This is a genomic window from Peribacillus sp. RS7, from assembly GCF_041956845.1.
Taxonomy (GTDB): domain Bacteria; phylum Bacillota; class Bacilli; order Bacillales; family DSM-1321; genus Peribacillus.
Window position 1 is genome coordinate 34,087 of sequence record NZ_CP168135.1, and the last position, 15,239, is coordinate 49,325.

Genomic DNA, 15,239 nt, shown 5'->3' on the forward strand with positions numbered 1-15,239 from the left:
CTGACTAATAATTTTTCCTTCCAAAGTACGATAATGAGCCAATTTCGCATGGCTTTTATGGACCTTTCACCATATTGTCACAAAAAAAGACCTCACCCGTTTCCTCTGTGAATTCATAGTGGGTATTTCACTGAAATATCATATATAAAGTGAGGACGGAAAAAGGGATCATTCTCTAGAAAAATCGACAAGCCAACCCTCGACGTTTCTATCAAAAGACCCCCTTCATCTAATTATTACAATACAGAATCAAGCATATGAATGCAAACCAGCAATAACAAGATTAACAAATATCAAGTTAAATATCATTATGGCAAAACCGATGACGGCAAGCCATGCTGATTTTTCCCCTTGCCACCCCTTTGACATGCGCAGATGTAAAAAGGCCGCATAAAACAACCAAGTAATCAGAGCCCAGACTTCTTTCGGATCCCAGCCCCAGAATCGTGTCCAGGCCACTTGAGCCCAGATCATTGCAAAAATGAGGGCACCGAGTGTAAAGATCGGAAAACCGATAAGGACTGAACGATAACTAATCTCGTCCAATAAATTCAAATTCACATTTTTAACGATCGGCTTAATCAATGCTGCCACTCTTTTACGGGCAATCAATCTTATTAGACCATACAGGACTAGTCCCATACCGATTGACCAAATGACTGTATTCAGTTTCTTGGCATTGATCAGGGCAGGCATGTTCACCAGTGGTTCAAACCGATCCGTCTCGGTTAGTTCCCCTTCATGGGGACCTACAAGTGCAGGAAGGTTAAATTCTTGCTTAGCTGGCACACCTTTTTTATCGACCCAATCAAAATTCGCCTTATAATCCATGGCGGCAAAAGTAGAAGTGATGATGACAAAACCGATGGTACTGACTAATGTGAACATGATGACTTCAAGCCAAAACGTTCTTTTGCTCGCTTGTGACTGATCGACGAATTTGATTAAATAAATGATGGCTGCAACGAAACTTATCGCAAGGATCGACTGTCCTGCCGCTGCGGTCGTTACATGAATATGAAGCCAATCGCTCTGCAAAGCAGGAATGAGCGGCGAAATTTCTGTAGGGAACATACTTGCATATGCAATTATCAATAACGCAATCGGTAAAGCGAATAACCCAAGTGCAGGTGTTTTATAAAGGAAATAAATTAGTATGAAAGCACCGACCAGCATCATTCCGAAAAAGGTCGTAAATTCGAAAAGGTTACTTACCGGGGCATGGCCAGCAGCAATCCATCTAGTGATGAAATACCCAATTTGCGCAGCGAAACCGAGAATGGTGATGAAAATGCCAAGTTTAGCCCATTTGTTTTGTTTCTTTTCCTCCGCTCCACGTTTATCCTTTATCGATCCCCCAAATAAAAAGGTAGCGATCAGATATGATAAGAAAGCTGCATATAAAAAGTTACTGCTTAATTCAGCCATTTAAAACTTCCCCCTTATTAGAAGATTTCTCCTCCTCAAGTTGATCCGTTGGTTCGCAAAGAGATGTTGATTCTATCGCTTGTCCTATATCTCTTTTAATGCCGTGCCAGTTTTTGTTTGTATGGCCGGCCATTAATATCTCATCATCTTTCCTCTTAATCCATATACGCCGGTGATTCCAATATGAGCCTTGGACAACGCCTATCATGAAAATGATTCCACCAGAGAATAGGATCCAAAGCGTTAAATCCTTCCTAACGGTCAAAGCCGTGACATCTTGGGTTTCCACACCATTAAAGGCCATTTTATATGTATTTTCCCCTAAAGGCTCCACAGTCTCTTTAATCGCTACGAAACTGACTTCACCCTCTGGCTTATCCGGAGTATGCATTTTAAAGATAAATGCCGGATTATTCGGAATCTTCGATATCGTTCTAGGTTCACCTTTTTCATCGAACTCGAAATCAGGGAAGTAACTGATCAAATCAACAGAATAACCTTCATCCAACTCGTATTTCTTTTCAGGATTATTCAAATCAACCTTTAAGCTGCCATATTTCTCTTCGGTTTCTTTATTTATCAAATTAAAAGACATCGTACTGAGCTCATCCAGTTTATAGTCTACTTGGTAGAGGGCATAATGATCATGTTTCAGAGGTTCATTGACTTTGATTTTAAAATCTTTAAGCTTATCAAGGTCCACTTTCTCCCCTGGTATGGTTTCTCCCTTGCGCTCATAGAGCGTTACATCGGATTGATAGGTTTTAGCTATCGTACCGGTTTTATCTATTGCAGCACTGTATTGTTCATCTTCTTCATTTTCTTTGTCATATACCTCTAAGGTAAATTCATTATTCTGGAGGTAGTATTCACCATTTGTACCCGGGATTTCTTTTCTCTCGCCTTCCCGCAGCCAAAGTACTTTGTCAATATACATCCCAGGGACAGAACGCAATAATGCTCCGATTAAGAAAATGATAAGTCCAATATGATTTACATAGGGTCCCCAACGTGAAAAACGACCCTTTTCGGCAAGTATATGACCGTTTTCCTCTCGTATATGATATCGCTGCCTTTTTAGCCTATTCTTTACTTCTTCAAGGTTTACATCTTGATCTTCAAGCTTTGTCACACCAAAAATCCTCTGACGTTTCATGAAACCGTCATGACGTGTGACCCCTTGTTTTTTTAACGATCGATATAAGGGAAAGAACCGATCGATACTGGCAATCAATAGTGATATGCCGAGCATGCCTATGATAATCAAATACCACCATGAACTGTACAAATTATGAAACCCGAGTTCATAATACACCTTTCCGAACCAGCCGTACTCCAGTTCATAATGCTCTGCAGGCGTCGCCGATGAAGGGATATACATTTCCTGAGGTAAAATCGTCCCGATAGCTGAAGCGACCAAGGCAATGACAATGAGCGTCACCCCTACCTTAACGGAAGAAAAGAAGTTCCATATTTTATCGATGACCGTTTTTTTATATGTTTGTGAACGCCTTGCACTTCCTTCATATCGCATATCAATTAGCTTGTTTTCTTTTTCGTTACCAAGCACCATCCCACATTTCCCACAAATCTTTGTGCCAAATGGATTTACATGACCACAATCGCATTTTACTTCTTTCATGTCAAAAACTCCCCAATATTATGGTTTAATTCTCTCCATATGCTTTTGGATGCTCTCTTCTGTCAAAGCTCCGGTGATGATATCTATCACTTTCCCCTCTTTATCAACCAAAAAGGTGACTGGCAAAATATCCACGCGATAGGCATTTTCCACTTCCCTACCTTTATCGATCATGACAGGAAAGGTAAGATCATGCTTTGTGATGAAATTATTGACAGCATAGTCAGATTCCCCGACATTAACCGCTAATATCTCAACGCCCTGGTCTTTAAATTTCTTATATTGATTTTCCATATAAGGCATTTCATATTCACACGGCTTACAATATGTACCCCAAAAGTTCAGGAAGACGCCTTTTCCCTTGTAATCGGAAAGTTTATGTTCTTTGCCTTCCATATCAGTCAAAACGAAATTGGGTGCATCGGATCCTTTACTCAGACTTTCATTCTTATCTTTAGTGAAGTTCGTATAAAGGGCAAACACTAAAGCTGCACCTAGAAGCAGGAGAATGATGGTCCTGATAATTAGGCGTCGCTTCTTTTTATCCATAGAAATCCTCCTAAGGCCACACTAATTTAACCATACCATTATACCATTTAACACCATGTCCATTTTATTTACATTTCTGAAGGTTTTGTGAAATCTTTTCCCGATTCATGAAGGAAAGGTATTTACAGGTTGTTTTCCACCACCCAATCCTCCAGGGAAAAAATGGGGTAGTGGTTTCAACCTATTAATACAGGAAAAATTCTTTCTTACATTCTCCGCTGTTTTGGTTCGGTCGTTGCTAAAGTCCGCATTAATTTAACTTCATGTGGAGTCAGCTCACGGGAATCTCCTGCTGTTAAACCGTCCAATGTCAAGAAACCATATTGTTCCCTCTTCAATTTTATGACGGGATGGCCGATTGCTTCAAACATCCGGCGGACTTGCCTGTTCCGGCCTTCATGTATTGTGATTTCAACTATGGCCGTTTCCTTTTTTTGTCGGTGGACAATACCCTAGTCTTGGCTGGGGCAGTCTTACCATCCTCCAATTTGATACCTTTATCCAACTTTTTCAAGCTTTCACGCAAAGGCATCCCTTTCACTTTTGCCACATACACTTTATCCACTTCATGCTTAGGATGCATTAACGTGTTTGCAAATTCTCCGTCATTGGTTAAAATCAACAAACCCGAAGTATCGTAATCCAAGCGGCCAACTGGATAAATCCGTTCATTGATGTAAGGGAAATAGTCCGTTACGACTTTTCTATTCTTATCATCAGAAACTGCCGAAATGACACCGCGCGGTTTATAGAATAGGAAATAAACAGGAGCTTCTTTTTCAAGCGGGACTTCATTAACCTGAACCTTATCATTAGGACCCACCTTCACACCTAATTCCTTCACTACTTTGCCGTTCACTTTTACCTTACCTTCTAAAATCAACTCTTCTGCTTTACGGCGGGAAGCCAGTCCAGCATGTGCTATCACCTTTTGTAATCGTTCCATCTATCTTCACCCCATAATATAATCATTCGTTTGTTATTGTCGATACATACACAATCATACAATTATTACATATAGAGAGGCAAAAACAAAAGGTTTTTCGCGATTAAGAGCTTTTCTTTTATAATTACATCAATAATGTGACGGTTAAATGGGTTGGTTTCCATAATGAGTGTAACATAGCTTATTTTTCCATACAAAAAAATGTTTCTTTAAGATGAATGTTCGAACCATATAAAAAATTGATAGCTATCCATAACGGGTTCGTTTAAGAAAAAGGCAAAAAAAAAAGAAATGGAATCGCCCATTTCCTTACCTTTAATTCATTCCAAATACTAATGTGACGACGATAACGGCGGCTATGATTCCGATCAAGTCTGCCAAAAGACCAACCTTAAGGGCATCACCCATTTTTTTGATTCCGACGGCTCCAAAATAAACCGTCAATACATAGAAGGTGGTGTCTGTACTTCCCTGAATCGTGGCAGCCAAGCGCCCGACAAAGGAATCCGGTCCATAAACCGATATCAGGTCGCTGGTCATTCCTAATGCGGCTGTTCCTGATATTGGCCGGATAATCGCAAGGGGTAAAACCTCAGACGGAAAATGAAGAAGGGAAAGCAATGGGTTTAGTGATTGTACAATGAAATCCAAGGCGCCTGATGCCCTAAATACTGAAATCGCCACAAGCATGCCTACCAGGAAAGGGATAAGGGAAAAGGACATGTTGATCCCTTCTTTCCCCCCCTCGACGAACATCTCATAGGTGGGGACTCTTTTCAATGTGCCGTACAGTAATATACTGAGGATCAAAATCGGTATCATCCAAATTGAAATGGTGGTCATCCAGTGCAACATCCTATTCCCTCCCGCTCCTCTTTCTCCTGTAATAAAAATATCGATCTATCGCGATTCCTCCAACGGCAGAAATGGCCGTAGCTATTATGGTTGGAAAAACGATGTCCGTCGGGGATTGGGCATCGTAATTCATGCGAATCGCAATGACAGTCGTTGGAATCAACGTTACGCTTGAGGTATTGATCGCTAAAAAAGTGACCATCGAGCGGCTGACCGTTGCTTTTCCTCCATTCAGTTTCTTTAGCTGCTCCATCGCTTTAATGCCAAGAGGTGTAGCTGCATTCCCCAAACCGAATGTGTTTGCCATCATATTCGAAAGTATATATCCCATAGCCGGATGATTAGGCGGCACTTCAGGGAACAGCCATCTCATGAATGGCCTGAACAAGCTGGATAGTTTATCAAGCAGTCCCGATTCCTCCGCTATTTTCATCAAACCCAGCCAAAAAACAAGAATGCTCATCAGTCCCAGACAAAGGGTGACCGCTTCCTTTGCGCTGACAAAAAGAGCTTCATTGACCTGATCCATCGTCCCATTAATCATGCCGAATACAATACCTATCACAAACATGCCAACCCAAATGTAATTAACCATTTCGTTCGAGTCCCAATACCGCTTCAAATACCTCAGCCCATGAAGATTGGAATGATTGTTGCTTGAAGCTTTCTTTCGATTCCCCATAAAAAATTGAACGCGTTCCTATTTTCTTTCCATCGAGATAGATGGATGCTCTGCCGACCACTTCCGGGATTTTCCTTTTATCTTTCCAAACCTTCTGTGGCTTCAATAATTTCATTTTCACATTGACCAATTTTCTCTCTTCTTTTGTCAGTGGATACGAGAAATCATTTTTAATGTAAACATGCCCTTTATACATTTTATTTTGCAAATTTTCTACCATGCCTTCGGGTAAAATTTCTGTAGGCTTATAATCCTTAAAAGCGGATTCGTACATTTGGATATGATCATTCCAATCATCGGGACCATTCAATGTCACAGCAATCAGGTCATGCTCGTTTTTTGTTGCCGTCGTCACCAAGGTACGTTTTGCTAGTTTGGTATACCCTGTTTTCCCGCCTGTGCAATACTCATATAATTGTGTAAGCAGGCGATTTTTGTTCTTCCATACATAATCCCATTGTTCTGTAGAATTAGGCGCCCTGTGCTCCTTAGTGCCGGCAATCTTTGCATACGTTTCATTTTGCATGGCATAACGAGTAAGTATGGCCATATCATATGCGGTTGAATAATGGTTTTTCGTATTATCCAGACCATGTGGATTTGAAAAATGTGTATTTTTCATCCCGATTTCTTCTGCCTTTTGATTCATCATCCAGACGAATCCATCCAGGCTTCCACCAACCTTTTCACTGATTGCGACTGCTGCATCATTACCTGAGCGAAGCATCAAGCCATAAACCAAATCTTCGAGCTTAATCTTTTCTCCCACTTTTAAATAAAGGGAAGATCCCTCCGTCCCGAAGGCATTGCTGCTTACCTTAACTTTTTCATCCATTTGTCCCGATTCAATAGCCAAGATAGCCGTCATTATTTTCGTAATGCTTGCTATGCGATTCTTTTCATGAGCATTCACTTCATAAATGACCCTTCCGCTATCCTCATCCATTAAAATCGCGCTATGGGCACTTACAGCTACATTTGCATTGACGCTTTGTACAGGTGCCATAAAAGACAACAGGAGAATGACGATACACAAACTTGATAACCCTTTATATGGAAAACGCATGAGTGCCCCCTCGTCTCTTTACTTGTTTTTGTACAAGTTTATGCAAAAGGACAAGGGTTATGAATAAAAGAATGTAAACCGGCATGATATCTACTGATTTTCAAGGGTCATTTCCCATAAAAAAATCGATAGGAGGACATTCCCCTATCGACTTAGTGTTCTATCATACTAATAACGCTGCGATTTCATCAATTTTCTTAGCGCCGAATACCACTTCTTCATCATTGATGATCATGGCCGGCACGCTCATGACTTTATATTTCTTCTTAATTTCCTGGAAATTGCTTATATCGACCATTTCAGCTTCAACGTTAGGGTTTTCAATCGCAATGCGCTGTGCGCCAACTACAACGTCTGGACAGTAGTGACATGCCAATGAAACCATAACCTTAATGTTCGCTTTTTTACTGATTCCCTTAATTGAATTCAATACGACTGAATCCAATGCTTGACCAGGTCCGGCTAGGTTATAGATAGCCAAAATGAAGGAATTCAACTCATGGCCGCCAGGTACACCGTGGTATTTGACGCCACTGTATTCACCATTCGAATTTAAGAGGGAAACGACAGGGAACTTATCTGCATTGATTTTTTCTTCGATTTCCTTATTTTCCCCCTTGTTGTATAACTCAAGATGAAGCTTGTCCCCCAATTCAGCAACATCCAACAAGAAGTCTCGCAATTCGACTGATTTCGGCAAACTTTCATCGACGATGGACACCAATGTTACGTCACTCTCCATCTTGCCGAAGATGCCCTTTAATTGGCCACGTAACGCATCACTTAATAAAGCGCTCTTTCCTTCTGGGACAGCGGCCTGTTCTTTTTTGGCCGGTTTTTCAACTTCAGGTTCATCTTTAATGCCTAAGCGATCTTTTTCTTCTGCAATATATTTACCGGCATCCGTTGCTGCAATCGCACCGTCAGATACAGCTGTGATAATCTGGCGCAAGGATTTTGGCCTTAGGTCGCCTGCCGCATATACACCATTCACATTAGTCTTCATATCATCATCTGTGAGAATGTAACCCGCATGATCCATTTCGATATGGCCATTGAAAATCTCTGTTTTCGGCTCATAACCTATGAAAACGAATACTCCAAACGTACTGTCTTCTTCCTTCGCCTTATACTCAAATTCTTCTTTAGTCGCGTTATTGATGAAACGGGCACTTTGAATCATCCCATCTCCATATACCCCAAGGATCTCCGTATTGAATTTCACTTCAATCTTATCATTTGCCATTACCTTATCAACAATGGACGGGGCACACGAGAAGCTTGATTCACGTGCGATAATTGTAACCTTTGTAGCAAAGCGGGTCAGGAATATAGCTTCTTCAGCGGCTGCATATCCTGCCCCGATAACGAAAACTTCCAACCCTTCAAAGAATTCGCCATCACATGTTGAACAATAAGCTACACCACGACCAGTAAATTCCTCTTCACCTGGAAATCCTAGTGTTCTTGGAGAAGCACCCGTTGCAATGATGACCGCGCGGGAATGGTAGTCCCCACCAAGTGTTTTAACCACTTTTACCTCACCGGAGAAATCCACGCCCGTTACATCAGCTTTGGCAAACTCAACCCCAAAATCTTCATTTTGCAGCTTCATTTCTTCAACTAACCTTGGGCCCGATATATGGCGGATACCAGGATAATTGGCTATTTCCGATGTAGTTGCAGCTTGTCCGCCGCCAGTTCCTTTTTCAAGAATAATTGTCTTTAATTTAGCTCTTCCTGCATAAACGCCTGCTGAGAGGCCTGCAGGACCACCACCAATAATTAATAAATCATATATTTTTTTCATTTTTGTTCTCCTTGCTGAATGATAATGTCTGCTAAACTGATTATTTTGACAAACAAAAGGCACTTATTTTAGGTAAGTGCCTTTTGTCATTAAATCTTGTCGGACGAATTGTCCCAGTAATCGTAATCAATTGCTGGATATACCCTTTAACTGAAGAAAGGGATCATCCCATTAAAAATTAAAGTTTACCTACAAGGTCCAGGCTTGGTTCAAGAGTAGCTTCACCTGGAGTCCATTTTGCAGGGCAAACTTTATCTCCGTGTTCTGCTACGAATTGTGCAGCTTGAACTTTTCTTACTAGTTCTTCTGCATTACGGCCAATCCCTAAGTCATTAATTTCATATGCTTTAATTTGTCCTTCTGGATTTACAATGAAAGTTCCACGTAGAGCCAATCCATCTTCTTCAATCAATACACCGAATTGACGGGATAAAACGTTTGCTGGGTCAGCTAGCATTGGATATTGAATTTTACCGATTGTATCAGTAGCATCAGCCCATCCTTTGTGGCTGAAATGAGTATCTGTTGATACTGAGTAAACTTCACAACCAATTTCCTTGAATGTTTCGTAGTTATCTTGAAGATCAGCTAATTCAGTTGGACATACGAATGAGAAGTCAGCTGGGTAGAAAAAGAATACTGCCCATTTTCCTTTAACATCTTCAAGTGTAACTTCTTTGAATTCTCCTGCATGGTAAGCTTGTACTTTAAAATCTTCTACTTGTTTATTGATCAATGACATAATAAATTCCTCCAATTAGCTATTTTTTTTATATGCTCCTGTTTATAATAATTATTAAATAGAAACTAGTCAATAAATATACCTTAATAATTTTTAAGTTCACAAATTAGTCACAGTTTTTATATTGATATAAATTAAATATTTTTAAAAACCCATAGTACTTCAAAATAGCATACTTAACACATTTCCGATGTTATTTCAAGGTTTAAAATAAGACGCATGCTCATTATTTCGAAAGATGATACCATCCCCTTTTCAATCAAATAAAAATATCCAAATGAGAATCAATAGTCGTTTGCAAATAAATGGGTAGGTGATTCTTTTATATCATTGCCATATTTTCCCTAGAAAATTCTTGATACAGGATTTCAGCAAAAAAAATACGAACCGTCACGGCTCGTATCTTCAAATTGGTTCCCCTAAACATTCCTGGATTTTATCAGTTATTGTTTTTTCCAAATCAGCTTCTTCGCTTCCGTGAACCTTACGGCCGTTTGCGGCCAGTTTACAACGTCCCACCATTTGTCCACATAGGCTGCCCGATTATTTTTATATTGTAGGTAATAAGCATGTTCCCATACATCAAGAACAAGGATTGGAATCGTATCCCACTGGGTCAAAACCATATGCAATTCCGATTGAAGTATTTCTAGCCGCCACGCACGTGGAGCCCAGACTAATATCGCCCAGCCAACACCTTCTACCTGTTTGGCCGCTTCACTAAAATGACTTTTAAAAGCTGCAAAGCTTCCAAAATCCTTTTCAATCTGTTTAAGTAAATCTCCCTTTGGCTGTCCGCCTCCTCCTGGAATCATCACTTCCCAAAAAAGCGTATGGAGATAATGGCCTGACCCATGAAAGGCTGCTTCCTTTTCCCAATGTTTCAACAAGGAGAAATCTTTCGTTTCCCTCGCTTTTTTCATCATCAATTCCGCTTTATTCAGCCCATCGACATATGCTTGATGATGCTTATCATGGTGCAGATACATGATCTCCCTTGAAATCGTCGGTTCCAACGCATCATAGGCATAAGGTAACGGCGGAAGTGTATGCTTCCCAATCGGGACTGATTGCCTATCCTGTATATTGAATTCTCTAGCGAGTTCTTCAATTTCTTCATAGACCCGAGCCATCTCTTCTTCAATCAGGACCATATCCTCATAATCCATTTCTTCCTCATCCATATCTTTTGTCAACTGGGAAAGCCGTTCAATATTTGATAACACTGACGAATCGGTGATATCGATCTTCTCAAGATATTCCATGACTCCATCAACCCAATCACTTACCTCTTTAGCATAATCTCTAACATCAGACATCTTTCAACCTCCTCTTAACCCTCATGCACATAATCATCAAAGTATTCTATGTTTCGATTAAGCGGAGATTCCATTTATAAATAAAAAAACAGCTAGGCCTATTAAGCCTGGCTGTTTCCTTTATCTTGACTGTAACATTTTCGTCCGGTAATCCGTTTCATAAAACTCCAATTCTTCACGCATGGTCTGGAATCCACTTTCCACGGCCTTCAGAATGGTTATTATGCTGTCTGGCACACTTTGGTGAAATTTAATCGAGTTTTTTCCTGTATAGGCAGATCTGCTGTCCTCAAACCACCGATCCGATTTTGGGGAAAAGTATTCTTCGATACATTGATGATAAACCCTATAAAGCGTCTTTTCAGCTGCAGCTTTATTAAAAACATCATTTTTAAGAACGATTTGGCAAGCCTCCAAGCCCTCTTCACAACTTACAAGCATTCTTCTTAAACTAGAAAGGATCCCTTTATAATAAGTTTCATCCCCGCTTTTTTCCTCTTGCAACTTAGTATAGGTCGTCTCATTTATAAATTCCTCTAGCTGAGCCACTGTCGTTTCCAAAAAGCCTTTTACATCCTCAAGCTGAGATTTAACCAATGTATTCCCCAACCGTGAACCCTCCTCAAAATGATTAAGATTGAATATAATAGTCAACATGTGATTCTATATCATATGGTTTAGCTTGGTCAATAGATATAAACACTTTCTCCAATTTTTCAAAATCTATATTTTCAAAATAACCGGCTATCTCTTTTTCTGCATTTATATATACACGTTTTCGGTTAACCAGGCTCGGGTCTTTGAGCAGACAGACCATTGCAATGATATCAGCCATATAAATATCTCTCTTAGAACTTTTGAATAGCGGATTGGCGGGATAAGGAGTCCAACGAGTGACCATCTCATCAAAATAACGAAGATACAGTACATTCAGCGTCTTTTCTTCTCCATCCTTTATGTATTCTATAACGGATCGGTTAAAAAATTCCTCCGGCGAATTTGGCTTTTCTTTTTCAAGGCCAAATCCATTGCATGCTACAATTTGCACCCGCAATCCCCCCGCATTCATTTTTTTCTATATTATCACAATTTAAAGAAAAATGTTATTCGATTGTTTGCTGAAATTTTTCAAAAAACAGATCTGCTTCACCATTTTCAAAGCTATCATCCGAATTATCGGCGAGCGGCGGTAATTCATCAATGGAATTCAGGCCGAAGTAATCCAAAAACTCTTTTGTTGTCCCATATAAATAAGCCCGGCCGGAACCTTCAGCACGTCCGACCTCTTTTATTAAGACTTTAGTGACAAGTGTATGGATGGGGCGGTCCGTTTTGACACCGCGAATTTCATCAATTTCAGCTCTGGTAATCGGCTGCTTATAGGCAATGATTGCGAGTGTTTCCAAAGCGGCCTGGGACAAACCTTGAGTGTTTGATGTTTCCACCAGTCTTTTCAAGTAATCCGAGTGTTCTTTTTTTGTCGTCATTTGATAAACACCCGCTATTTCAATCACCTGAATCCCGCGTACATCCGATAAATATTCTTCCTTTAAACTTTCAACGATGTCCGTTGCTTGATATTCCGTAATTTCAAGGACAGAGGCAATTTGTTTGACGGAGAGTCCTTCATCTCCAGCAGCAAACAATAATGCCTCAAGAATCCCTTTCCAATTAATAACTTCCAACTGGCTCTACACCTTCCTTAGCAGCAATCATGATTTCCGAAAAATTATCTTCCTGTTCAACAATGATTTCATTTAGTTTCATAAGTTCCAGCACCGCCATAAAAGTGACGACGATATGCTCTTTAACCGGAAGCGAAAACAGTTCAAAGAAACTTTTCTTCCCTTTAATTGATTGTAACTCAATCATGATTTCATCCATTCGTTTTTCTATCGAGATCTCTTGTTTCGTTACTTTCGTATAAAGCGGCTTTTGTATTTTTTGCCTTCGCAGCAGTTTTTGCAGAGCTCCCAACATATCGTATAGACTTATGTTCAACTCTTGTTTATCACTTTCCGCTTCTTTAACATATACAGATAAATCACTTGGGGGTTTAGTGAACATCAAGCTGCGTTCTTCTTCCATCCCTTTAAATTCTTCAGCTGCATACTTATACTTTTTATATTCTAATAGTTTCTCCACAAGCTCATCCCGTGGATCTTCTTCAAATATTTCCCCATCTTCATCAACCAATTGTTCATCTTCATGTTTTGGCAGCAACATTTTACTCTTGATGGCAAGCAGTGTTGCAGCCATCACCAGATATTCACTGGCCACATCCAATTCCAGGTGCTGCATAGTATGGATGTACCCAAGGTATTGATCTGTAATATCAGCCATCGGAATATCGTAGATGTCTATTTCCAGGCGATTAATCAAATGCAGGAGTAAATCCATCGGACCTTCGAAAGCGTCAATTTTTATATTATAACCCATTAAATTACCCCATTTAAATCTAATTGGCCGATAATAGGCCTATTTCTTGCACTAATCAAGTATAGTGGATTGCCGCCCTTTATCCAATAATAATAATTTCCAGACCTTAGAAAAGTTCTTAAAAGGGATTTGCGATAAATGGGTCGATGCCCAATCACATTCTAAAATCCAACATAACCTAGAAATGTAAGAATAGCAGAACAAAAGGAGGTACTCATTATGGGTGCAGGTGGTTTTGGACACGGCGGCGGATTCGCGTTTATCGTAGTATTGTTCATTTTATTAGTTATTGTCGGTGCTTCTTGGTGTTAATGGAAGACTGATGAATCAAGCTGATTGCCTTGCAATCGGCTTTCTTTATTTTCCAAGAAAAAATTCTATGCTAAACTTAGAGAGTATACATGGCGGGTGTTAAGCTATGGAAAAGGCTTTTTTCCTTACTTAGAGATTCCATCAAACAAAAGGGGTGCTCCTATTGAATTACGCGGAAGACTACCTTTCTTTCCTTGTCCATTTCCATGGGACAAGGGATTACTTCGAATGTCATGAAATTCTTGAAGAATATTGGAAGGAAACCGCTCCAAAAGAGCGTGACTCGCATTGGGTCGGGCTCATACAAATTGCGGTTGCCCTGTACCATGACCGCAGGGGAAACAAAAAAGGGGCTGCAAGGACCCTGGCTAAAGCCCTGGCAAATCTCCACACTAAAAAGGCCGAGCTCCTGAAGTTGGGGCTCGATCCAGAAGAACTGTTCAAAATGCTCGAGGACACACATGAACGAATGTTATCCCAAAAGCCATATGAAAGCATAAATCTTCCGATAGCGGATCAAGGGTTAATCGAACAATGCCAATCTATGTGTTTGCACGAAGGGTACATATGGGGCGCAGGTAGCAACATGGCTAATTCATCAATAGTTGATAAGCATCTAATGCGCGACCGTTCAGATGTCATTTCAGAAAGGGCTCGTCAGCTATCCCTTCGAAAAACAAGAATGGAGGACCGCCCTTAAAGGTGGTCCTCCATTCAACTTTCATATTCAGACTTCTTCACACCTGTCAAGAAAGCTTTCCGTAAACTCATTTGCTTTTAGTTCTTTGTCAGGATATTGCTCCTTGATGGCCCTGACCATCGTTTTACCGATACCTTGTTTCCGAAAGGATGGATTTACAGATATATGTTGTATCTCAATGTGGTTTGGAGAGACTTCTATTCCGATCAAGCCCGTAATCTCTTCATCTTTCCATAAGAACAGCTGTAGATTTTCATCCGTTTCATAATTCTTCATCGTATTCCGAAGCGTTTTTATTTCTTTTTCATTTGGCATGAAAGATAATAATCCCATGGCAAACTTCTCATAACTTTTCTTATACTTAATCAACATAATATCCCTCGTTACTAAATAACGTTTTTATTATCTACCTGTTTCAAATAATTCGCTTTGAATAATAATCCTCACATATAACATTTCCATCATACATAAAAACTTCGTTCGTTTCAACATCACTTTCAGCACTTGATTTATCGATGTACTATGTGCTAAGCGATAAACAGCCAATATACGATTCCCCACATCAAAGCGATAATAAGCATCATAAGTAAAAGAGTTTTATTACTTTTCCTCATCCCATACTCCCTTTATGAATGGTCCAAATATTTAAATAACGAATTCATTTTACTATAACTTAACACACTCTGACAAATATCCTTGCAATCTTGCTTCGATTTTACTACATTGGTAAAGTGATCTTAGGTTCATAG

The 15,239-nt window shown here is 40.0% G+C and carries 16 protein-coding genes and 1 pseudogene; 2 read left to right on the forward strand and 15 right to left on the reverse strand.

Going from position 1 to position 15,239, the window contains the following annotated elements:
- Positions 1-249: 249 nt before the first annotated feature.
- From ccsB to ACDZ29_RS00305, 14 genes and pseudogenes are all read right to left on the reverse strand, one after another.
- Positions 250-1,428, reverse strand: a complete 1,179-nt coding sequence (ccsB, locus tag ACDZ29_RS00240) for a c-type cytochrome biogenesis protein CcsB (RefSeq protein ID WP_289315792.1) — start codon at positions 1,426-1,428, stop codon at positions 250-252.
- The gene (locus ACDZ29_RS00245) at positions 1,421-3,070 is read right to left on the reverse strand and encodes a cytochrome c biogenesis protein ResB (RefSeq protein WP_375089446.1); all 1,650 of its coding nucleotides are present in this window, start codon (positions 3,068-3,070) and stop codon (positions 1,421-1,423) included. Before ACDZ29_RS00245 ends, ccsB begins: the two co-directional genes overlap by 8 nt.
- A gap of 18 nt (positions 3,071-3,088) precedes the next feature.
- Entirely contained in the window at positions 3,089-3,619 is a 531-nt protein-coding gene (gene resA / locus ACDZ29_RS00250) for a thiol-disulfide oxidoreductase ResA (protein WP_289325641.1), read from the reverse strand.
- A gap of 206 nt (positions 3,620-3,825) precedes the next feature.
- A pseudogene (locus ACDZ29_RS00255) lies at positions 3,826-4,565 on the reverse strand (pseudouridine synthase).
- 315 nt (positions 4,566-4,880) lie between these two features.
- The gene (locus ACDZ29_RS00260) at positions 4,881-5,408 is read right to left on the reverse strand and encodes a spore maturation protein (RefSeq protein ID WP_370017073.1); all 528 of its coding nucleotides are present in this window, start codon (positions 5,406-5,408) and stop codon (positions 4,881-4,883) included.
- A 13-nt stretch (positions 5,409-5,421) separates the two neighbouring features.
- Positions 5,422-6,015 carry a nucleoside recognition domain-containing protein gene (locus tag ACDZ29_RS00265; protein WP_289315787.1) on the reverse strand — a complete coding sequence of 198 codons (594 nt, stop codon included), beginning with the start codon at positions 6,013-6,015 and terminating at the stop codon, positions 5,422-5,424.
- On the reverse strand, positions 6,008-7,168 hold the full coding sequence (locus tag ACDZ29_RS00270) for a D-alanyl-D-alanine carboxypeptidase family protein (protein ID WP_375089447.1): 1,161 nt from the start codon (positions 7,166-7,168) through the stop codon (positions 6,008-6,010). The genes ACDZ29_RS00265 and ACDZ29_RS00270 overlap by 8 nt, the downstream gene beginning before the upstream one ends.
- 163 nt (positions 7,169-7,331) lie before the next feature.
- On the reverse strand, positions 7,332-8,978 hold the full coding sequence (locus tag ACDZ29_RS00275; RefSeq protein WP_375089448.1) for an FAD-dependent oxidoreductase: 1,647 nt from the start codon (positions 8,976-8,978) through the stop codon (positions 7,332-7,334).
- Between the two features lie 178 nt (positions 8,979-9,156).
- A complete protein-coding gene (gene ahpC / locus ACDZ29_RS00280; RefSeq protein ID WP_063233159.1) occupies positions 9,157-9,720 on the reverse strand; it encodes an alkyl hydroperoxide reductase subunit C in 564 nt (187 codons plus the stop codon).
- A 443-nt stretch (positions 9,721-10,163) separates the two neighbouring features.
- Positions 10,164-11,039 carry a superoxide dismutase gene (locus tag ACDZ29_RS00285; RefSeq protein WP_289325645.1) on the reverse strand — a complete coding sequence of 292 codons (876 nt, stop codon included), beginning with the start codon at positions 11,037-11,039 and terminating at the stop codon, positions 10,164-10,166.
- Positions 11,040-11,159: 120 nt separating this feature from the next.
- Positions 11,160-11,648: a YpuI family protein gene (locus ACDZ29_RS00290; protein ID WP_289315783.1), complete on the reverse strand. Its 489-nt coding sequence runs from the start codon at positions 11,646-11,648 to the stop codon at positions 11,160-11,162.
- A 22-nt stretch (positions 11,649-11,670) separates the two neighbouring features.
- Positions 11,671-12,087, reverse strand: coding sequence for a hypothetical protein (locus ACDZ29_RS00295; protein ID WP_375089450.1), 417 nt, complete (start codon positions 12,085-12,087; stop codon positions 11,671-11,673).
- A gap of 55 nt (positions 12,088-12,142) precedes the next feature.
- Complete coding sequence (gene scpB, locus ACDZ29_RS00300) at positions 12,143-12,724, reverse strand: SMC-Scp complex subunit ScpB (RefSeq protein ID WP_289315781.1); 582 nt, start codon at positions 12,722-12,724, stop codon at positions 12,143-12,145.
- Positions 12,711-13,478, reverse strand: a complete 768-nt coding sequence (locus tag ACDZ29_RS00305) for a segregation/condensation protein A (protein WP_289315780.1) — start codon at positions 13,476-13,478, stop codon at positions 12,711-12,713. The genes scpB and ACDZ29_RS00305 overlap by 14 nt, the downstream gene beginning before the upstream one ends.
- A 219-nt stretch (positions 13,479-13,697) precedes the next feature.
- On the opposite strand from ACDZ29_RS00305, the gene ACDZ29_RS00310 reads away from it, so the two are divergent.
- Together ACDZ29_RS00310 and ACDZ29_RS00315 are read left to right on the forward strand one after the other, a co-directional pair.
- Entirely contained in the window at positions 13,698-13,790 is a 93-nt protein-coding gene (locus ACDZ29_RS00310; RefSeq protein WP_081108854.1) for a YjcZ family sporulation protein, read from the forward strand.
- A 163-nt stretch (positions 13,791-13,953) separates the two neighbouring features.
- Entirely contained in the window at positions 13,954-14,490 is a 537-nt protein-coding gene (locus ACDZ29_RS00315; RefSeq protein ID WP_375089452.1) for a DUF309 domain-containing protein, read from the forward strand.
- A 27-nt stretch (positions 14,491-14,517) separates the two neighbouring features.
- On the opposite strand, the gene ACDZ29_RS00320 is transcribed toward ACDZ29_RS00315, so the two are convergent.
- A complete protein-coding gene (locus ACDZ29_RS00320) occupies positions 14,518-14,862 on the reverse strand; it encodes a GNAT family N-acetyltransferase (RefSeq protein WP_289315778.1) in 345 nt (114 codons plus the stop codon).
- Positions 14,863-15,239 lie beyond the last annotated feature (377 nt).